The following is a 19,681-nucleotide window of genomic DNA, read 5'->3' as shown; positions in this document are numbered from 1 at the left end:
CCAACCCTTTACGCAATATTGTTGAGAGCGATTTATGTCTGAAATCCTTCATCCATTACAATCTGAGGTGACACTTATCACCTCATTCCAAGATGCCGATCCAATGGGCGTGATCTATCACGGCAATTACTTCCGATTTTTTGAAGAAGTAAGGCGCATCATGATGGATAAGATTGAGTACAACTATCATGAGATGAAGGATTCTGGCTACATGTGGCCGATCATCGACACGCGCGTAAAGTACATCAAAGCGATACCGTTTAATCATCAGATCAAGGTATCCGCTAAGTTGACTGAATGGGAAAACCGCTTGCGTGTTGACTACGAAATTCACGATGCCAACACGGGTGCTCGTATGACACGCGCTCACACCATGCAGGTTGCGGTGACCATTGAAGAGCAAGAAATGTGTTTTGCTTCACCGAAAATATTTACCGATAAAGTTGAGCATTGGCACCAATTCGGTTGCTTACCTCTAGCTGCTGAACATAAACCTCAAGCCTCTAACAACCGACAGGTGAAACATGAGTCTGTTTAAACGCAGTCGCAAACACATCAGCATCGCACTACTAGGGCTTGCTTCAATGATGGCGAGTAGCTTAACTATTGCTAATGAAAGTACAGCTACGGTTGGCTCTATTTCAGATCTGCAAACAGTATTAAGTGCAAACAACATAGTGCGTGGAGAGTTTACTCAAACACGCAATATGGAAATGTTCGCTCAACCTTTAACATCACAAGGTACTTTCCTGTTAGACAAATCGAATGGTTTGCTTTGGACACAAGCGACACCCTTCCCTGTGAGCTTGGTGCTAACCGACAACAAACTGAGCCAAAGGTTTGCTGATCAACCAGCCAAGATCATCACCGACCAAGAAAACCCGATGGCGTTTTATTTCAGCCATATATTCCTATCGGTGTTCCACGGTGATACTCAAAAACTCCAAGAGCAGTTCTCACTGTCATTTGAACCCGCGACTGAGCAAAGCTCAGATGAAAGTGCAAATGAAAGCACAGAGGGTACGTCATGGACGCTCACTCTCAAGCCTAAAAGTGCGCCTATGAACGCGGTATTTGAAGCCATTACTCTGCAAGGTCAAAATGATATTGAACGCATTGAACTGAGAGAGATTCGTGGAGACAGCACGGTGATCGAATTTAGCCAATTAAGCCATCTACCGGAAGTATTATCAGATGCTGAAGCGAAACAATTCCAACTCTAGCCTGGCCATTGTTTGGCTTGTTATCGTAATGCTATTTAGCGGATTGTTAATAAAACAATTCGCTTTTTCTTCGTCGGTACCGATTGAAAGCAACATTCTAAAGTTACTACCAGAAAACCAGCAAGACCCAATGGTAGAGCAAGCCTTTCAGCAGATATCCAGCTCGATGAGCGAGCAAGTCGTCTTCATAATAAGTGGCTCTGATATCGAACATGCCACCGCTGCCACTAATGCTTTTGAAAAAGCCCTCAACCAAAGAGCGTTCTCCAGTCAGCCAACTCTTTTTAAGCACGTGCAAGGCAAAATCAACGCCAGCACTCAAAGCCAATGGAGCGATTTCTATTTTCGTCACCGAGCTCAACTTCTGACCCAGCAACAAAAAGAGACGCTGACACACTCGCCTGGTTCGCGAGCTCAATATGTGATTCAGTCTCTGTACAATCCGTTCTCAGGCGTCACTGCAGCCGAACTGTCGATGGATCCGTTTCTACTATTTCGCGACTACATCAGTGCTGTTGGCGTTCAATCAAGTAACTTTGTTCTGAAAGAAGGATACCTCACCGCTCATTCTAATGACCAAACTCATATTTTGGTGACGGCTACGCTGGCTGGCTCACCTTATAGCTTGGCGATTCAAGAACAACTTCCTGATCTTGATTCAATTGAGCTCGAGGTCGAAAAACAGTTTGGCGTCAAAGTGCAGCATACCGGTGTGGTGTTCTACGCAAATTACGGCACCGAAAGCGCGAAATCAGAAATCAGTACTATTGGTTTGGGCTCATTAGCCGGTGTTATTTTATTGGTGTGGTTGACGTTTCGTAGTGCCCTACCACTTGCCTTATCCTTGCTTTCCATCAGTACTGGGTTGTTGGTTGCCCTTGCAAGCACCGTCGCTATCTTCGGCAAGGTTCACCTGTTTAGTTTGGTGTTCGGTGCCAGCTTGATTGGCGTATCCATCGACTACTCTTTCCATTACCTAACCGATCGTTTGGCGGCTGGTAATCAATGGCAAAGCGACAAAGGGTTGAAACATATTCTCGTTGCGATCACCTTAGGTCTGATCACCAGCTTGATTGGCTACCTAGGTCTGTTGGTGGCACCTTTCCCGGGTTTACAGCAACTTGCTCTGTTTTCGTCGATTGGGCTTATTGCGGCTTACGCCAGCGTGGTGTGTTGGTACCCAGTTTTAGCTGCAAAACAAAGCCAAGAACGCCCGCTTCCCTTGTCGAAGCTTTGGCATACTTGGTTAAATCTCTGGAGCAACCAAAAGTTTAGAATTGGCTTACCATTAATAGTGACTGTCGTTAGCTTGATATCACTCAGTCAAATTCGCTACGACGACGATATTCGCCAACTTCAAGCGATGCCAGATCAACTCAAACAGCAAGAGCAAGCCATTACTGAGATATCAGGATTAGGCAGTGGCCAAAATATGCTGCTGGTGACCGCTAAGAGCGATCAAAAGCTACTCAAAAAACTGGCAGAAATCACCGCGAGCTTAGACTCTTTAATCGATAGCCAAGGTATCTCAGGATATCGCAGCATCAATCAGCAGTTGTTAAGTAAACAAGACCAGCATGATAACTATCAATTGGTTGAACAACTCTATCACCAGCAAAGCCATATCTTACAGAACACGCTTGGTTGGCCTAGCTTTCCAGAATTACCTAAGTTCGAAGCAATCACGGTATCTGGATTTTTAGAATCACCGGTGTCAGAACCTGTTCGACCACTTTGGTTAAAACCTATCGATGGACAAGCGGCGTCAGTCATTTTGATCAAAGACGTTACAAACTCAGCACTGTTCTCTCAATGGCTCAATTCAAGCTTTGCTCAGCAACAAGGTGTTAAATACCTTAATAAAGCCGATGAAATCTCCGCTCTCTTTGAGGAATACAGAGTCAAGATCACCGAGCTATTATTGATAGCTTTGGCCGCTATTGGGATGGTTTTAGGTTGGCGCTACGGTGTGAAGCAAAGCCTATTAATGCTGTTGCCTTCATTGATTGCCGGAGTCGCAGGTTTAGCGGTCACCGGCATTTTAGGCTCGACACTGAATCTGTTTAACCTGCTTGGACTGATTCTAATTTTAGGGATTGGTATCGACTATACCCTGTTCTTTGCTGAGCAGAAAAAATCGCTAAGCACCTTATTAGCGATTACCCTATCGGGTCTCACAACGTTGCTTTCATTTGGTCTACTGTCACTAAGTCAGACTCATGCCATTCATAGTTTCGGCGTTACCGTCTTAACGGGTATTTTTGTGGCGTGGTTGCTTTCTCCACTCGCAATCAATACAGAGAAAGCCGCAAGAAAACCAAAACCTCATGAGGCTTTTAGATGAAAAATACAATACAGATAACGTTGGGCGTTGTATTGGGTTTACTACTCAGTGCCTGTTCAATGGTTTCTCAGCAACCGAGTGGTGCGAGTGTATTTATCAACAATGACACCGAGCTCGCACTACCACTGCCAGCTGAACTGGGATATTCCCTCACGGCCAGTCAGCTGATCAGCGCAACATGGCAAGACGATACGCAGCAACTACCGATTCAAGTCGAAGTCACTCCAGATAAAGTCGTGTTGGCCGGTTTTTCCTCTTGGGGAACGCGTATCTTATCGCTGCAATACCAGAACCGAGCCATTGAGACTCAAGTTCTATCCGGTCTTGGCGCAACCCTGCCGCAGCCCGAACAGGTGCTATTTAATTTAATGCTGACTCTATGGCCAATTGAAGTATGGGCTCAACCTTTGCAAGGCATAGGGTGGCATTTGGTCGACACAGAAAACAGCCGCACTGTGTTTGATGAAAACCAACAGGCAATCATTCAAATTGATTACCAAGCAGAGCCCGGAACACACAAAACCATGGGCAACATTGTTTTCAAACATTTGACCCAAGGCTACACCATCACCATACAAACGTTGAACTCAACGATTGTCGATAATCCAAGTATGAGCTGAACACTATGCCTATTTATATCCAAGACTGTGGCTTCCACTCCGCATTAGGCTCAAACGTTGCTGACATTCATGGCTGCCTCAAAGATACACGCGAATCAAACATGGTTGAAGTAAGCGATATGCTGAATGATGGTAAGCACACTATAGTGGGTAAGGTCGCAGGAGAACTGCCAGAGGTTCCATCCAATCTCGCACAATACGCCACTCGTAACAATCAACTGGCGTTATCAGCTCTGAATCAAATCCAAGACTCTATCGAACAAGCAAAGTCACAATTTGGCGCAGATAGAATTGCTGTGGTTATCGGCACAAGCACCTCGGGGATTTCTGACGGTGAAGCGGCATTCAAACATAAATTGGCACATGGTGAGTTTCCTGAGCATTACCACTACTCGAAACAAGAGTTAGGCAATACCTCTGAATTCGTTAGCCAGTATTTATCATTAACCGGACCAAGCTACGCGATCTCGACCGCCTGCTCATCCAGTGGCCGTGTATTTCTCACTGCCCAACGTTTATTAGATTCAGGCATGGCTGATGTTGTGTTGGTTGGCGGTGTTGATACACTATGTAAGCTTACACTCAATGGTTTTCATGGTCTTGAAGCTCTTTCGACAACACATTGTCAGCCATTTAGTGCCTCTCGAAATGGTATCAACATCGGTGAAGCGGCGGCGTTTATGTTGCTCAGCAAGACCAAACTAACCGGTATCAATACAACCCCAAACACGTCGGACATTGCCTTATTAGGCTGCGGTGACAGCTCTGATGCACACCACATTTCAGCGCCTCACCCTGAGGGGAATGGTGCGGAGCAAGCTATGCAAAAGGCGTTAGATTCTGCGCAGTTACAAGCTGAAGACATCGGTTATATCAATGCTCATGGCACCGCCACACCACTCAATGATTCAATGGAAAGCAAAGCCATTCATCGTATTTTTGCAAACAAGGTTCCCGTCAGTTCCACCAAGCCTCTCACCGGGCATACTCTTGGCGCTGCAAGTGCGATAGAGGCTGCAATAGCATGGCATATTTTAAAATATGACTTACCGCTTCCCTTACAAAAATGTCAGGATAAAGCTGAAGATATTGAGATTGATTTGGTAAACTGTTCCCAGAAACTTAAAGTAAAGAACATCTTAAGCAACTCTTTCGCTTTTGGTGGCAACAACATTAGCCTGATTTTTGGTGTAGTAAATGACTGATATCCCTTCTGTAGACCAACTTCTCCCACACGATGATCCGATGATATTAATCGATCGTGCTATCAACGTAGAGGCGTTGTCGATTCACTGTCAGGTCGATATTGGTGCTCATAACCTGTTCTTTAATGCCGAATCTCAAACCGTACCAGCGTATGTCGGTATTGAGTTTATGGCGCAGTCTGTAGCGGCATGGTCTGGATACCATGCGCTGAAAAACGGCACGACTCCTCCAATCGGCTTCTTACTCGGTTCTCGTCGCTACAAGTCACTGTGTGATGAGTTCACTCAAGGTCAAACTCTTGATATCTACGCCGAGCAACTGATGGAAGACAGTGGCATGGCCGTGTTTACCGCCCGAGTCGAAGACCAAGGTGAGTTAGTGGCTCAATGTCAACTCAACGTCTACGTGCCGACCGAACAAAAATTACAAGAAATGAAAACTAGGAGCCCATCATGAGCCGTCAGGTTTTAGTCACAGGTGCCAGCAAAGGCATTGGTAAAGCGATCGCTATTCAACTCGCGAAAGACGGTTTTGAAATCGCCGTTCACTACATGGGTGACAAGCAAGGTGCTGAAGACACATTAAAGTCGATCACCGAGCTCGGTGGCGCAGGACGTCTGATCCGATTTGATATCAGCAATCGCAGCGAATGTCGCGAAAAGCTTGAGTCAGATATTGCCGAACACGGCGCTTATTATGGTGTTGTAAATAATGCCGGTATTACTCGTGACACAGCATTCCCAGCCATGACTGAAGAAGAGTGGGATGGTGTTATCCATACCAACCTCGACAGCTTCTACAACGTACTTCACCCGTGCGTGATGCCAATGGTTCAAAAACGCAAAGGCGGTCGAATCGTTACTCTGGCGTCGGTATCTGGCATCATGGGCAACCGCGGTCAAACCAACTATGCTGCAGCAAAAGCCGGCGTGATTGGCGCGACTAAGTCTCTAGCTTTAGAGCTAGCGAAACGCAAGATCACGGTAAACTGTGTCGCTCCAGGTTTAATTGATACCGGTATGGTTGACGAACACGTGAAAGATCATGCCCTTCCTCAAGTGCCACTGCGCCGAATGGGCGAGCCAGAAGAAGTAGCAGGCCTAGTCAGCTACCTAATGTCTGATATTGCAGGCTACGTCACTCGCCAAGTAATTTCAGTGAATGGAGGCCTAGTATGACCCGCCGCGTTGTTGTAACAGGCATGTCTGGTGTTACTGCCTTTGGTAATGATTGGCAGCACATCGAGCCAAAACTGAAAGCTTGTGAAAATGCCACTCAATATATGCCAAGCTTTGAGCAGTATGATGGCCTCAACACTAAGCTAGCTGCGCCTATTGATGACTTCCAGTTACCAAAACACTACAAACGTAAACAGGTTCGAGGCATGGGCCGGGTTTCTCGCTTAGCCACTGTCGCGACTGAAGATGCTTTAACACAAGCCGGGTTGATTGGACATGATGTTCTAACTAACGGAGAAACGGGCATTGCCTACGGGTCTTCAACCGGCAGTACTGATGCCGTAGGTGCGTTTGGTGTGATGCTTAACGAGAAATCGACACGAGCAATCACAGCAACTACCTATGTTCAAATGATGCCACACACTGCTGCGGTCAACGTTGGACTGTTCTTTGGCTTGCGCGGACGCGTGATTCCCACCAGCAGTGCCTGCACTTCAGGGAGCCAAGCGATTGGTTACGCTTATGAAGCGATCAAACACGGCTACCAAACCGTGATGGTTGCTGGTGGTGGTGAAGAACTATGCCCAACTGAGTCTGCCGTTTTCGATACCCTTTTTGCTACCAGTTTAAAAAACGACACACCAGAAAAATCCCCTAGCCCTTACGACAGTGAGCGCGATGGTCTAGTCATCGGTGAAGGCGCTGGTACGCTTGTGCTCGAAGAGTATGAACATGCCGTCGCTCGCGGCGCAAAGATCTACGCTGAGATTGTCGGCTTTGCCAGCAACTGCGATGCAGCTCATGTGACCCAACCTCAAATGGAAACCATGCAAGTTTGTATGGAGAAAGCACTCAAAGACGCGCAGCTTCCGGCTGAAAAGATTGGTTATGTCTCTGCTCACGGTACTGCAACCGAAAAAGGCGATATTGCAGAAAGTAATGCGACAGCGAACATTTTCGGAGAAGTGCCAATCAGTTCATTGAAAAGCTATTTTGGTCATACACTTGGTGCGTGTGGTGCTATTGAAGCTTGGTTAAGCCTAGAGATGATGCATTCAGGTTGGTTCAGCCCAACCTTAAACCTTGAGCACATCGACGAACGCTGCGGCAAACTCGATTACATCACAGGCTCTGGTCGCGAATTGGATGTTGAATATCTAATGAGCAACAACTTTGCCTTTGGCGGGATCAACACTTCCATCATCTTCAAAAAAATCTAGGATAGATAATGAAAAACTGGCTAGCTCTTGCTGTTGTCTTTTTACTCGCAGGTTGCAGTGCTCCGAAGTATTCGGGCAATGCACTTCCTGAAGCAAACAACATCGAAAATATCACGATCGTGGAAGATGTAAAAACTCGCAGCATCTTCCTTGATTCCATGCTCGATTGGTGTCTGAATAATCAAGTTAAATGTAAAGTAGTTGCGGACGGTTCAGAACATAACCCAGAGGACATTACGCTCGATTATGTCTCTCGTTGGAGCTGGGATTTCAGAACCTTTGTGGCAGACGCTAAGATCTCGGCTTATCAAGATCAACAACGCGTAGGCAATGTCGAATTTAAAGCGCCAAATAGCGGAAATTTTTCAAAGTTTGGCGACGATATGGAACGCATAAAAGCGATGATGGATATCTTGTTCGATAAGAAAACAGCTGCGCAAGCGACTCAAATGATTTCCGACGACAAGCTATAAATTCGAATCGACATAGCTTTGATAAAACAAGCTCAAAACAAATAAAAAGGGTCAGTAACCAAGTTACTGACCCTTTTTTGAATCTAGCATTCGCTCAATTAAGCGTTAGCTTCACGCTCAGCGATGAACTCAAGAGCCATTTTGATGCGAGCGATTACGCGCTCTTTACCAACAAGCTCCATTACTGCATCAACAGAAGGAGACTGACCGCCACCTGTTACTGCTACGCGAAGTGGCATACCGATTTTACCCATGCCGATCTCTAGCTCTTCACATACTGCTGCAATCACACCATCTTTGATGTTTGCAGTAGTGAAATCTTCAAGTGCTTCAACCTTAGCAAGAGCAAGCTCTAGTGGGCCTTTAGCAACACCACGTAGGTGCTTCTTCGCTGCGCCAACTTCAAACTCAGAGAAATCTTCGTAGAAGTAACGAGACTGCTCAGCAAGTTCGATAAGCGTGTTACAACGCTCGCCAACTAGCTTGATCACTTCAGTGATCGCTGGGCCGTTTGTTGTATCGATCTTCTGTGCGTCTAGGTGCCATTGCAAGTATTTTGCAACGTACTCAGGCTCAGAAGTCTTGATGTAGTGGTTGTTCAACCAAAGCAGCTTTTCAGTGTTGAATGCAGATGCAGACTTGCTGATTGCTTTAAGGCTGAAGAACTCAATCATCTCTTCTTGAGAGAAGATCTCTTGGTCACCGTGAGACCAACCTAAACGAACTAGGTAGTTGTTTAGTGCATTTGGTAGGTAACCTTCGTCGCGGTATTGCATTACAGAAACAGCACCGTGACGCTTAGAAAGTTTCGCACCGTCATCACCAAGAATCATTGCACAGTGAGCGAAAGTTGGAACTGGCGCGCCTAGTGCTTCGTAGATGTTGATTTGACGAGGTGTGTTGTTGATGTGGTCTTCACCACGAACAACGTGTGTAATACCCATATCCCAGTCATCCACTACAACTACGAAGTTGTAAGTTGGAGCACCGTCTGTACGACGAATGATTAGGTCATCAAGTTGGCTGTTTGCGATTTCAATGCGACCACGGATTTGGTCATCAAATACTACACTGCCTTCTTTAGGGTTACGGAAACGGATAACGCACGCATCACCTTCTTTTGCTGCTTCGTTTGCTGCAACAATTTTAGGGTGGTTAGCATCGTAACGAGCCATTTCTTTGTTTTCTTCTTGTACTGCACGAATCTCATCAAGCAGCTCTTTAGACGCGTAGCATTTGAATGCTTTGTCTTCAGCAAGTAGCTTATCAACCATTTCGTTGTAACGGTCAAAACGCTTAGATTGGTAGTAAGGACCTTCATCCCATTCCATACCCATCCATTGCATGCCTTCTAGAATTGCATCAACCGCTTCTTGAGAGTTACGCTCAAGGTCCGTGTCTTCGATACGTAGAACGAATTCACCACCTTGGTTCTTAGCGAATAGCCAAGAGTAAAGTGCAGTACGTGCACCACCAACGTGAAGATAGCCAGTTGGGCTAGGAGCAAAACGAGTTTTAACCGTCATTTAAATACCTTGATTATGTAGGTGATTCTTTTAGTGGGGTCTAATACAAAGTCTGTAATAGACAAATATCACTAAATTTTGGGCGCTATTTTATCACCACCGCTTAAATCTACAATCAGTAGTGAATGATTAATGCGCGGATCTTGTGCGAAAGCCACTGTAGAAAGGCCAAATCCAGCTTCGATGTAGCAAATCTATAGCCTGAGCCAATAAATTATAGCCACGCTTTTCTTTAACCCCCGCCTATTTCACCAACGTAACCCACCCACTCATATGCCACTAAGATCAAATTCTTGAATTTATGTTTGACCTTACCCTTACGGGAAGGTTTATGTTAGGCGTAGATGAGAATTGGAGTATCGATATGAACCATTACACCACCGCGCTCAACGGCCTAAATTGCATGGGTTGTGCGAAGAAAGTTAGCACCCTGTTTGGCGATCTCGACAACACGACGATCAATGATATATCGCCGACATACATCGATATTTCGACTCCGTTTAATTACGTTCAACTCAGCGAACAGTTAACGACGCTTGGTTATAGCATGGGCAATCAACTGCACCTTTCGCTATCTGGTCTTAGCTGCGGTAAGTGCGTGAGCAAACTGACTCAGGCGATTCAACAAACTGAGCAAGCCTCAAATCTAAACGTCACCAAACATGAATTGTCGTTGGTTACTCTGCTTGAAGAATCCGAGATTATTGAGCTAGTCGAAAGTGTGGGTTATCACGCAGCTCCCTACTCTGAAGCCAATAACCTTTTATCTAATTCAGGTTCAGATTCAGAAGAAAATAAAAAACCAACGCCGGCTGAACCGACACAAGCTAAACCTGCAGCTAGCCAATATACTTATCACCTTGTTCTTGAGGGAATGACGTGTGCAAGTTGTGTTTCTTCGGTAGAGAAAGCGCTGAAAAAGAATGAGTTCGTCGACCAAGCTCAGATCAACCTCGCTGAACAGACAGCCTTGGTCTTCACCTCTAAAACACGTGACGTCATCGAAAACGCTCTAATAGAATCGGTGAAAACCGCAGGTTACGGTGCCGAGTTCGTTGATGACGCGGCAACTCAACAACAAAAACAGCAAGAACAACAACTTCGTACCCAAAAAGCTTTCCTAAAGAATTCAGTAAGCGCGCTGTTTATCGGAGCTCCGCTGATGGCGTGGGGTCTGTTCGGTGGCAGCATGACCATTGTTACATTTAACGACCAATTGGCTTGGGGATTGGTTGGTGTGGTCTGTTTGATACTGCTTGCGACCTCGGGACGCAGCTTCTTCACGAATGCTTGGCAGTCTCTCATGCATAAGCGTGCGACCATGGATACCTTGGTCGCTTTGGGCACGGGTGCAGCGTGGTTCTATTCAATGCTGGTTGTACTGATTCCATCATGGTTCCCAGAACCATCACGTCATGTCTATTTTGAAGCAAGTGCAATGATTATCGGCCTTATCTCTTTAGGACACTACATTGAAGCCAAAGCCAAAGCACGCACCACCAAATCTTTACAGGCACTGATTAACTTACAGCCTCAAAAAGCGGTAGTTATCGTCGATGGTAAAGAACAAACCATCGCCGTAGAAGCGATTCAGGTCGGCATGCAAGTACGAGTAAAACCCGGTGAGAAAGTGCCGGTTGATGGTGTCGTGGTATCTGGCGAATCTTATATCGATGAATCGATGCTGACTGGCGAACCGCTTCCCAACGTTAAATCGATTAATGATGGTGTTTCAGCAGGAACCATTAATGGTGATGGCAGCTTAATCATTGAAGCAACTGGGATTGGCTCAAGCACCATGCTGGCTCGAATCATTCAGATGGTTCGCCAAGCACAAAGCAGCAAACCTGCGATAGCTAAGCTTGCTGATTCTATCTCGGCCGTGTTCGTACCTGTTGTAGTCGCGATCGCAGCCATTGCCGCCCTAGTTTGGTTTCTTGTTGGCCCGCAACCTAGTGCAAGTTACATGATCGTGGTATCAACCACTGTACTGATCATCGCCTGTCCATGTGCCTTGGGCCTAGCAACGCCGCTCTCAATTACTGTCGGCGTTGGCAAAGCAGCAGAGTTTGGCGTCTTGATCAAAGATGCTGATGTGTTGCAATCTGCCAGTAAAATCGATGCCGTCGTGTTTGATAAAACAGGCACCCTGACCCAAGGTAAGCCAACCGTTCAGCAAGCCTTTTATGGCGATTTACCAGAGCAAGAACTGCTGGCTTACGCCTATTCGGTAGAGGTAGGGTCAGAACACCCCCTAGCGAAAGCCGTCTGCCAATATGCAGAAAGCTTACAAGTTTCGGCGCTACCCCATAGCGAATTCGAAAACCAACGAGGGTTAGGAGTACAAGCAATAATTAACGGCAAGAACGTTCAAGTCGGCTCACTTAAGTACCTCACTCAACTTGGCATTGAGACTGAAATTGGCGCGGACTTTATTGAGCTTTGCCACTCACAGGCATGGACACCAATCTTCGTTGTAATCGGTCAAAAACTGGAAGGCATATTTGGTATTTCAGACGCATTAAAAATAGATAGCAAACAAGCCATTGCTCAACTAAAATCCGCCGGAATTCACACCGTGCTATTAACAGGCGACAACGATTCTGTTGCTCAAGCGATAGGTAAAAGCGTCGGTATCGACGAGGTTATCTCGGAAGTACTTCCAGAGCAGAAAGCTCAACATATTGTTCAGCTTCAACAACAATATAAGAGCGTTGCCATGGTTGGAGATGGTATTAACGACGCGCCAGCACTGGCTCAGGCGGATATAGGTATAGCAATGGGCAGCGGCAGCGATGTCGCAATCGAGAGTGCGCAAATGACACTACTCAACTCATCGCCATTATCAGTTAGCAATGCGATCGAGCTATCCCAAGCTACAGTTAGAAACATGAAGCAAAACCTATTTGGTGCCTTTATCTATAACTCGCTTGGTATTCCTATTGCAGCGGGTGTGCTCTATCCATTTTTCGGATTTTTACTAAGCCCAGTCGTTGCAGGCGCAGCGATGGCGATGTCGTCAATTACGGTAGTGAGCAATGCCAACAGGCTGAGATTGTTCAAACCCACTCATTCTAATATCAACAAAAACCATATTCATGAGGTTAACCATGATTCGTAAAGTTATGACTCTTACTGCACTCGCTGCGATCTCAGGACAAGCTTTGGCTATCGATGTTCTAAACCACAAATCACCATACTGCGGCTGCTGCACAGAATGGACTGAACATATGCGAGATGCTGGGTTCGATGTGACAGAGAAACTCCACGATGATATGAATCCAATCAAGCAGAAGCTAGGGGTAACACAAGAGCTAGCCTCTTGCCACACGGCAGAGATCGACGGTTACGTATTTGAAGGGCACATTCCAGCAGAAGACGTGAAAGCCTTTTTAGAAAACCCACCACGTAATGCGATTGGCTTAGCTGTTCCGGGCATGCCAATGGGCTCTCCGGGCATGGAGCATGGCGATAAGAAAGACGAGTATTCTGTGTATGCGTTTAACGAGAAAGGTCAGGTGTTTGAATACCGTCACTATAAAGGCAACTAAAGTACACGAACACTAAGAGAGAAATGAAAACATAAAAATAGAGCCTAGTATTAAGCAAACCCAAGACTGTGGTTTACTTGCTAGGCTCTTTGCTTTTGGACAGTAAAGCAAATCTTGTAGCGGTACCAACCGGGCTGTTAGTACTGCTATGTTTTCATCGCTAGTTAGCGAAGACGCTATTTAGCAAAAAGCTATTTAACAAAAAAGCTATTTAGCGAAGAAGCTCACTCGGCTAATAATCTAATAGACTAAGCAGCCAAGTGAATCGGCTTAGAAGCCGTAAGAAGCGCCGAATACGAATGCGTTGTTAGCATTGTCAGCTTGGTTACGGTACTCAAAGTAAGGTTGAACGCCTTGACGAGTCCATGTAGCACGAAGCTCGTGGTCCATAGTATTATCAGCATCGCTCATCACGTATACGTTGTTGTAGCTTAGAGCTAGCTCAGCGTTTACTGCGTAGCCGATACGGTTATCAAAACGAGTTTGGTCGTCAGCTTTGCTATCTTCCATAGCGTGGTAACGAGTACGGTTGCTGATAGAAATACCGTTATCGAAGTTATAACCAATCTTAACTAGCGGACGGTACTGAACCGTCTCACCGTTATTTAGTAGGTGGTGGTAACCAGCAGCAACCCATAGGTTATCATTGATGTTGTACATCTGCTCAACACCAAGAGTGATGTATGGAGAGTTACCAATGTTGTTGTCTTGTAGAGCATCATCGTCGTACTTACCAAGAGAGATACCATCGAACTCTGTTAGTAGCGTTGTACCTGAATCAAACGTGTGGCCAGCTTCTAATGTAGACGTAGCGTTTGGTTGGAAATCAGAGTGAAATTGAACGTTACCTGTAACGTAAGAAGAACCAGCAAAAGCACTAGAAGCAAAAGCAAGAGAAAGTGCACTTAGAGCGATAATTTTTTTCATAGTAAACTGCCTTAGTTTGATTTTTTCAGCGGCACATCTTCGGTACATCATTCACCTTCACCGCTTGAGTAGTTGGTAGCCTCCCTGGCATGAAATCTATGTTGCTCGAATTAATTTGCGTTTCAAAATAAAAGAGTGGGCAGAGTGATCTCTCTCACTATCAAAAAAGAACAAGTTATTTAACAGTTTAAAATCAGTTACTTAAAAACATAAAAATTGATAAAAAACTCAAGACGCAAAAATGTACAGATCAAGATCACATTATTTTACGACGCAAAATTAGATTCAGTTAGTTCAATCACATCTGATTTAGAGTTTTTTATAGGGGACTTATTTTTTGAAGAGAATAATGAGAAGCCCGTCACTTTTGAGACGAAACTCACCTTATGTGCATTGTTGACGATATAAACAAAGACGGTTTCTATATGTTTCAGTTTAAGAGAAAGACTTAACCCGCCTTAAACAAAAAGAGCTCCCGCTTTTTATCTAAGTAAGATAATAGCTAGAGAGCCCTTTTGTTAATGTTGCTTATCGATTATTTAACCGAAGTAACTCGGCTTACTCTCTCGCCACTTTCAGAGATAGATCGGATGTACGTTTCGCTTGAAACCGAAGGACGTTGCTGCTCATCATAAGTCAGCCAGTTTTCACCATCAGCAGAGTATTGCAGCTCTACACCTGGGAATTGTACGTTCATCGCTAGCTTGCCATCAACAACCTGAGCGCCCGGTACTGGTAGTCGGTAATCAATACCTGCTTTCTCAAGTTTCGCCAGTTCACGTTGACCAACAATATTCGCGAAGCGATTAAAGTCGCTGTTTAAATCCTGCTTATTCACTAGGTTTGATTCTTGAGAATATTCAACGCCCACTTTATAGTCGTTTTCCCAATCCGCTCTGTGCCATGCTCTTTCTGCTGCAGCAAGAACGCGAGGGAATACCATGTATTCATATTGCTCATCAGTACGTACTGTTTCAGACCAAAGTTGCGCCGACAAACCATAGAAAGGTTTCGCTTCAATTTCACCTTTACCACTGAAGCCATTGCCGTCACGGTCTAGTGATGTTTCTGCATTTTGTGGCATGTTTTCTGGTGCGAAGCCAAACATCTTACGAGTATCGGTTGCACGAGTTGCCCAGTAGTAACCGCGCTCTGCAGCATCGACTTCGTATGGCATATCCATGTACACATAGTCTGGGTTAGAGACGATTACGTCATACCCTTTTGCTGACCAGTCGTATACAGATGAAGTGCCGCCCCAGTAAAGAACGTCCCAGAAGTTAACGCGCGTACTTTCTGTTGCAAATGCTTCCTCGCCTTCGCTGTATTTCAGGCCATCTTGCCATGCTTGGAAGTGTGGAATACCTTTATCAGCAACAATCTTAGATACCTGCTCTGCAAAGTGACTTGGCAGGTGACCGAAATCGCTCACAGTACCATCAGCGATCAAAGACTGACACTGTGGAGATTGTTGGAATGGCTTGTCTTGCTTAGCCAAGTCAATGTCACCTTTCCATGCCACTTTATCTTCTGCATTAACATCTTGTAAGCCAGCACCTAACTTGATGTTTTTCGCTTCATCGCCGCCAAAGTGCCAAGTCGTTAGTGGAACGCCCGCTTCTTGGTGCATTGCCGCCACTTCAGAGATAACTTTATCGACAAAGTGAGTTGAAGATTCCATACATGGGTTAATGAAACTTTGCTTATCGTAGAACTGAACCGTGGTTACGTTCGATGTATCTTGTGGATCCATCAGACGGTATTCGTTCGCTTCCGCTTCTTTACCTTCGGCCATTAGGCGAGTGTAACGCGCTTCCATTGATACCACAGCAGAACGAGCGTGTGCTGGCATATCAATTTCTGGGATTACTTCGATGCTGCGCGCTTTTGCGTAGCTTAAGATCTCGACGTAATCCGCTTTACTAAAGAAACCAGAACCAAAGTTGTCTGTTGTTGGACCCGAACCTAGCTGAGGCAGTAAACAGCTTTGCTCTTCCAAATCGAAACAACGATTAGACCCTACATCCGTTAGCTCTGGTAAACCCGGAATTTCTAAACGCCAGCCTTCATCATCCGTTAAGTGAAGGTGCAGTTTGTTCATCTTGTAGGCTGCCATTTGATCTAGCGTGGCTAGGATGGCATCTTTTGAGTGGAAGTTTCGAGCAACATCTACCATCACACCGCGGTAGTCAAAGCGTGGCGCATCTTGGATCGACAGTTGTGGTAATGATTCAGCGTTCTGACTGTCTATTAGGCCAAAAATAGACTGAACGGCGTAGAAAGCACCTGTTTGATCAAACGCTTTAATCGCAATCCCCTCTTCCGAGATGCTTAGTTCATAAGCGCCAGATTTCGCTAAATCACCCGTAAACTGAGTAGGAACAACAGCAACACTAACAGGTAGGTCGCCACTCACATCTACGTTTACCACATCTGCACGTTCTTCAATTGCAGCGAACTGCTCAGCATCGAATGCGTCTTTAGGTAGGGCAATACCACCAGCAATGCTCACTGAACCTTCGCCCGCTTCTACCGACATTGGCGTTGGTAGTAAAGTGGTTGATACATCTTGCGTTGCCAGATCAGCATTCTTTTCAAAGCGAGTAACCGCTGTTGCCATGACATTGTTGTCATCAGGTGTACGCTTAAGGTTGTTTCCTTCCAAACCTGTTACGAACGACGCGACATCTTCCGTATTCAATGAAGCAATCATCTTAGGTTCAGCGTTTGGCGCCGTTACAAATGCACCCGGCATAAAGTCGGTTTCAAACAGTTGCCAGTATTCACTTGTTAGTGGAAGAATCACTTCTTCACCAGCGGCAAAACCATCGAACTTATCTGTAGGTTCTAGTTTGTGTAGGTCGCCCGTTACACGAGTGATTTTAAACTGCTCATTATCAACATCTAAGATAAGGCGAATACTGTGGAAGTAGATAGTCCAATCTTTCGAATCGATCGCTTCACCGTCGTTGCTCAGAGTCATGTTCACTTTGTTACATGATGCCCACTCTGCGCCTAAATCCTGACAAGCCATGCCTTCGTTTGCGCCGTGGTTCGTCAAGATTTCGTATTGCACATCAAGGTTATCAGCCAGTGCATTAACCACCTTTTGTTCTGGTGCTTGTGTTACCGCACAACCCGTTAAACCAGCCAGTACCGCTACAGATAGTAAGTTTCTCTTCAACATCGTATTCACCCATAAATTTAAAAAATTGAGTCAGAAGCAAAATAGAACGCTTCAAAAGTTAGATAAACTATATGGCCTTATTTTTCGCCGTGAATTAAATCAAGTTAATAAAGTGATCGGCTTCAAATCTAAAAAATATTGATAAAATTAACCTGATTAAAATCATAAAGTTACCGACATCGACAGTTCCGTCAGTTTTATTTTGACGTAATATTTGAGAATTGAATCACAATCTTTTGAAAGGATTTCATAAAATCATGTCGTTGTTACTGAGAAAGGTTTAAGAGTTTGTTGGTGTTGTTATACTTTTCGTACAAACAACGTGACATCGTTCTCAAAAAAAACCGTTAAAAAACACCGTCAAAATCGATTTTAACGAGTTTAAGACTTCCTAAAGGAGCTCCCTTTGCGCCCATTCTTCTACATGACTTTATTCGTTCTCGCTTTTTCAGCTAGGCAAGCGGTCGCCGAGCCCCTTTATTGGCAAGCAAAAAAGGATGAACTGACACTCACTATCTTAGGTTCCGTGCACGTTGGGGACGAGAGTATGTACCCACTTCCTTCAGCGATCACCGATGCGCTAAAAAACAGTGATGGGTTAGTTATCGAAACGGATATCAGAAAGTCTGATGGCGTTGTATATCCTCACAGCAAACTCACCACAGCCGATGTGCTCAATGAAGAACAACTGCAATTATTAACCGACATATCAAAATCGTTGGAGATGCCGACGCAACAACTGCTTAGCTCACCGCCTTGGGCGACTTCTCTTTCCATACAGATGCAGCAGCTAAAAAACCTTGGTTATGGCTCCGCCAGCGGCGTTGATGCGACACTAGCTCACAAAGCAACGATCCAAGATGTTCCGGTAATCAGTTTAGAGCCCCTACAGTTCCAAATAGACCTGATGACAAAACAAAAGGACGACGGTAAAGAATGGTTAGTCAGTAGCCTTGAAGAATTTGACCAAACTGATCGTGTGGTTCATTGCTTAATCGAAAGCTGGAAAGCAGGTGATTTAGCGAAGCTGGAAGCCTTCGCAGAGCTGTCTAAGATGTCGCCTGAACTCGAGAAAGCATTCTTAACTGATCGCAATATCGACTGGGCCAACAAACTATCCGCCACCGATTGGAAGCTTAACTCGAAAGGGAACTACTTGATTGTGGTTGGCGCCTTGCACCTAGTTGGCGAAGGTAACCTTTTACAGTTGTTAAAAGAGAAAGGTTTTAATGTCACTCAACAATCACAAAGCCAACAGGCTCAGTGTCAATTTGAGGTTAGTGACGACAACTAACTAAATTCGGGACCATGACCTTCTCATAATATAACCATTACCTAATAACAGAATCATTACATTTAATAGCACCATAACGGTGCTATTATCTTTCGCTCTTTTTATACACGGTGTTGTTCTCATGAAACCAGTACTCTTCGCTTTACCTTTAGCCCTCGCGATCCTGATGCCCACGGCAGCGTCTGCCAGAGAAACTTGTACCATCGAACAGTTTCAAGCCATCGACATTCAGCCAGATACAAAAGGCGGCGTGCTAGATAAAGAAAGCGGACAGTTTTTGATTACTGAAAAGCCACCCATGCGATGCGCGAATATTACGTTCACGACGTCTACGACACGCAACCGTATCGCAAGCCAAATGAATGGTAATTTTGAAGCAAGCTTTTACGATGGCAAGACGGGTAACTCTCACTCGGTGACTTTTAACGAAGATGAAGTACAGGCAGGTTACATTCGAATTGGTCCAAATAATCCTGTTGAAGCGTATGTTTGCTTTGTTACTTCAGAGACACCAATCAAGAACATCACTTGTGATGTGAAATAAACAGATTTGGGACGGGCTTATTGAGTCAATCCTTTTCTCTATGCGGGATGTTTAGAACAACAAGAGATTCCCGACTCGCTCCTTCGCCACTCTAGGGAATGACGCACATACCAAAATGCAAAAAAGGCTTCTCATTTCTGAGAAGCCTTTTTCTTAATGTGGTCGGTGAAGAGGGATTCGAACCCCCGACCCTCTGGTCCCAAACCAGATGCGCTACCAAGCTGCGCTATTCACCGAGATATCTAACTGGCTGATTGCCTGTCGATGAAGCGTATAATACGGATTCTGAATTTATGCGCAAGAGCTTTTTTCACTCTTTTTTACAATATCGAATCGTTCGAACAAAAGACGTACAACCCAACGGCTAATGTGACGAAAAACACACACT

The 19,681-nt window shown here is 45.2% G+C and carries 16 protein-coding genes and 1 tRNA gene; 13 read left to right on the top strand and 4 right to left on the bottom strand.

Annotated features, from left to right (window positions below):
- The first annotated feature begins 34 nt into the window (after nucleotides 1–34).
- Genes AC3CH4_RS03715 through AC3CH4_RS03675 form a run of 9 tightly spaced genes read left to right on the top strand, consistent with a single transcriptional unit; the run spans nucleotide 35 to nucleotide 8,264 of the window.
- Nucleotides 35–538: an acyl-CoA thioesterase gene (locus tag AC3CH4_RS03715; protein ID WP_065206840.1), complete on the top strand. Its 504-nt coding sequence runs from the start codon at nucleotides 35–37 to the stop codon at nucleotides 536–538.
- Nucleotides 525–1,223 carry a LolA family protein gene (locus AC3CH4_RS03710; RefSeq protein ID WP_065206841.1) on the top strand — a complete coding sequence of 233 codons (699 nt, stop codon included), beginning with the start codon at nucleotides 525–527 and terminating at the stop codon, nucleotides 1,221–1,223. The genes AC3CH4_RS03715 and AC3CH4_RS03710 overlap by 14 nt, the downstream gene beginning before the upstream one ends.
- Nucleotides 1,195–3,567 carry an MMPL family transporter gene (locus AC3CH4_RS03705; protein WP_488543317.1) on the top strand — a complete coding sequence of 791 codons (2,373 nt, stop codon included), beginning with the start codon at nucleotides 1,195–1,197 and terminating at the stop codon, nucleotides 3,565–3,567. Before AC3CH4_RS03710 ends, AC3CH4_RS03705 begins: the two co-directional genes overlap by 29 nt.
- Nucleotides 3,564–4,187 (top strand): DUF3261 domain-containing protein, encoded by a 624-nt coding sequence (locus tag AC3CH4_RS03700; RefSeq protein WP_488543316.1) that lies wholly within the window; start codon nucleotides 3,564–3,566, stop codon nucleotides 4,185–4,187. The genes AC3CH4_RS03705 and AC3CH4_RS03700 overlap by 4 nt, the downstream gene beginning before the upstream one ends.
- 5 nt (nucleotides 4,188–4,192) lie before the next feature.
- The gene (locus tag AC3CH4_RS03695; RefSeq protein WP_488543315.1) at nucleotides 4,193–5,392 is read left to right on the top strand and encodes a beta-ketoacyl-[acyl-carrier-protein] synthase family protein; all 1,200 of its coding nucleotides are present in this window, start codon (nucleotides 4,193–4,195) and stop codon (nucleotides 5,390–5,392) included.
- Nucleotides 5,385–5,849: a hotdog family protein gene (locus AC3CH4_RS03690; protein WP_017106323.1), complete on the top strand. Its 465-nt coding sequence runs from the start codon at nucleotides 5,385–5,387 to the stop codon at nucleotides 5,847–5,849. Before AC3CH4_RS03695 ends, AC3CH4_RS03690 begins: the two co-directional genes overlap by 8 nt.
- Nucleotides 5,846–6,571, top strand: a complete 726-nt coding sequence (locus AC3CH4_RS03685; RefSeq protein WP_146454418.1) for a 3-ketoacyl-ACP reductase FabG2 — start codon at nucleotides 5,846–5,848, stop codon at nucleotides 6,569–6,571. Before AC3CH4_RS03690 ends, AC3CH4_RS03685 begins: the two co-directional genes overlap by 4 nt.
- Entirely contained in the window at nucleotides 6,568–7,791 is a 1,224-nt protein-coding gene (locus AC3CH4_RS03680) for a beta-ketoacyl-ACP synthase (RefSeq protein WP_488543314.1), read from the top strand. Before AC3CH4_RS03685 ends, AC3CH4_RS03680 begins: the two co-directional genes overlap by 4 nt.
- An 8-nt stretch (nucleotides 7,792–7,799) precedes the next feature.
- Nucleotides 7,800–8,264 carry an Sbal_3080 family lipoprotein gene (locus AC3CH4_RS03675; protein ID WP_054548129.1) on the top strand — a complete coding sequence of 155 codons (465 nt, stop codon included), beginning with the start codon at nucleotides 7,800–7,802 and terminating at the stop codon, nucleotides 8,262–8,264.
- 98 nt (nucleotides 8,265–8,362) lie between these two features.
- Here AC3CH4_RS03675 and gltX read toward each other — a convergent pair whose 3' ends face one another.
- A complete protein-coding gene (gene gltX / locus AC3CH4_RS03670) occupies nucleotides 8,363–9,790 on the bottom strand; it encodes a glutamate--tRNA ligase (protein WP_488543313.1) in 1,428 nt (475 codons plus the stop codon).
- A 301-nt stretch (nucleotides 9,791–10,091) separates the two neighbouring features.
- Between gltX and AC3CH4_RS03665 the strand changes: the two genes are divergently transcribed.
- Nucleotides 10,092–12,911, top strand: a complete 2,820-nt coding sequence (locus AC3CH4_RS03665; RefSeq protein ID WP_488543312.1) for a heavy metal translocating P-type ATPase — start codon at nucleotides 10,092–10,094, stop codon at nucleotides 12,909–12,911.
- The gene (locus AC3CH4_RS03660; RefSeq protein ID WP_488543311.1) at nucleotides 12,901–13,341 is read left to right on the top strand and encodes a DUF411 domain-containing protein; all 441 of its coding nucleotides are present in this window, start codon (nucleotides 12,901–12,903) and stop codon (nucleotides 13,339–13,341) included. The genes AC3CH4_RS03665 and AC3CH4_RS03660 overlap by 11 nt, the downstream gene beginning before the upstream one ends.
- 270 nt (nucleotides 13,342–13,611) lie before the next feature.
- On the opposite strand, the gene AC3CH4_RS03655 is transcribed toward AC3CH4_RS03660, so the two are convergent.
- Both AC3CH4_RS03655 and AC3CH4_RS03650 read right to left on the bottom strand, forming a co-directional pair.
- Nucleotides 13,612–14,268: an oligogalacturonate-specific porin KdgM family protein gene (locus AC3CH4_RS03655; protein WP_076678140.1), complete on the bottom strand. Its 657-nt coding sequence runs from the start codon at nucleotides 14,266–14,268 to the stop codon at nucleotides 13,612–13,614.
- 535 nt (nucleotides 14,269–14,803) lie between these two features.
- On the bottom strand, nucleotides 14,804–17,455 hold the full coding sequence (locus AC3CH4_RS03650; protein WP_488543310.1) for a beta-N-acetylhexosaminidase: 2,652 nt from the start codon (nucleotides 17,453–17,455) through the stop codon (nucleotides 14,804–14,806).
- A 406-nt stretch (nucleotides 17,456–17,861) separates the two neighbouring features.
- Here AC3CH4_RS03650 and AC3CH4_RS03645 point away from each other — a divergent pair, with 406 nt between their 5' ends.
- Nucleotides 17,862–18,749 (top strand): TraB/GumN family protein, encoded by an 888-nt coding sequence (locus AC3CH4_RS03645; protein WP_488543309.1) that lies wholly within the window; start codon nucleotides 17,862–17,864, stop codon nucleotides 18,747–18,749.
- Nucleotides 18,750–18,870: 121 nt separating this feature from the next.
- The gene (locus tag AC3CH4_RS03640; RefSeq protein ID WP_102445132.1) at nucleotides 18,871–19,293 is read left to right on the top strand and encodes a hypothetical protein; all 423 of its coding nucleotides are present in this window, start codon (nucleotides 18,871–18,873) and stop codon (nucleotides 19,291–19,293) included.
- 159 nt (nucleotides 19,294–19,452) lie between these two features.
- On the opposite strand, the gene AC3CH4_RS03635 is transcribed toward AC3CH4_RS03640, so the two are convergent.
- Nucleotides 19,453–19,529, bottom strand: a tRNA-Pro gene (locus AC3CH4_RS03635).
- Between the last annotated feature and the right edge of the window lie 152 nt (nucleotides 19,530–19,681).

It is taken from the genome of Vibrio sp. QJM3NY_26 (assembly GCF_057786005.1).
Note: the sequence above shows the minus strand (reverse complement) of the source record. Positions and strands in the feature narration are given on the sequence as shown.

What these genes read in the sequence shown, in the direction of transcription:
- AC3CH4_RS03715 (WP_065206840.1), top strand. Translation starts at nt 35, where the DNA reads ATGTCTGAAATCCTTCATCCATTACAATCTGAGGTGACACTTATCACC.
- AC3CH4_RS03710 (WP_065206841.1), top strand. Translation starts at nt 525, where the DNA reads ATGAGTCTGTTTAAACGCAGTCGCAAACACATCAGCATCGCACTACTA.
- AC3CH4_RS03705 (WP_488543317.1), top strand. Translation starts at nt 1,195, where the DNA reads ATGCTGAAGCGAAACAATTCCAACTCTAGCCTGGCCATTGTTTGGCTT.
- AC3CH4_RS03700 (WP_488543316.1), top strand. Translation starts at nt 3,564, where the DNA reads ATGAAAAATACAATACAGATAACGTTGGGCGTTGTATTGGGTTTACTA.
- AC3CH4_RS03695 (WP_488543315.1), top strand. Translation starts at nt 4,193, where the DNA reads ATGCCTATTTATATCCAAGACTGTGGCTTCCACTCCGCATTAGGCTCA.
- AC3CH4_RS03690 (WP_017106323.1), top strand. Translation starts at nt 5,385, where the DNA reads ATGACTGATATCCCTTCTGTAGACCAACTTCTCCCACACGATGATCCG.
- AC3CH4_RS03685 (WP_146454418.1), top strand. Translation starts at nt 5,846, where the DNA reads ATGAGCCGTCAGGTTTTAGTCACAGGTGCCAGCAAAGGCATTGGTAAA.
- AC3CH4_RS03680 (WP_488543314.1), top strand. Translation starts at nt 6,568, where the DNA reads ATGACCCGCCGCGTTGTTGTAACAGGCATGTCTGGTGTTACTGCCTTT.
- AC3CH4_RS03675 (WP_054548129.1), top strand. Translation starts at nt 7,800, where the DNA reads ATGAAAAACTGGCTAGCTCTTGCTGTTGTCTTTTTACTCGCAGGTTGC.
- gltX (WP_488543313.1), bottom strand. Translation starts at nt 9,790, where the DNA reads ATGACGGTTAAAACTCGTTTTGCTCCTAGCCCAACTGGCTATCTTCAC.
- AC3CH4_RS03665 (WP_488543312.1), top strand. Translation starts at nt 10,092, where the DNA reads ATGTTTGACCTTACCCTTACGGGAAGGTTTATGTTAGGCGTAGATGAG.
- AC3CH4_RS03660 (WP_488543311.1), top strand. Translation starts at nt 12,901, where the DNA reads ATGATTCGTAAAGTTATGACTCTTACTGCACTCGCTGCGATCTCAGGA.
- AC3CH4_RS03655 (WP_076678140.1), bottom strand. Translation starts at nt 14,268, where the DNA reads ATGAAAAAAATTATCGCTCTAAGTGCACTTTCTCTTGCTTTTGCTTCT.
- AC3CH4_RS03650 (WP_488543310.1), bottom strand. Translation starts at nt 17,455, where the DNA reads ATGTTGAAGAGAAACTTACTATCTGTAGCGGTACTGGCTGGTTTAACG.
- AC3CH4_RS03640 (WP_102445132.1), top strand. Translation starts at nt 18,871, where the DNA reads ATGAAACCAGTACTCTTCGCTTTACCTTTAGCCCTCGCGATCCTGATG.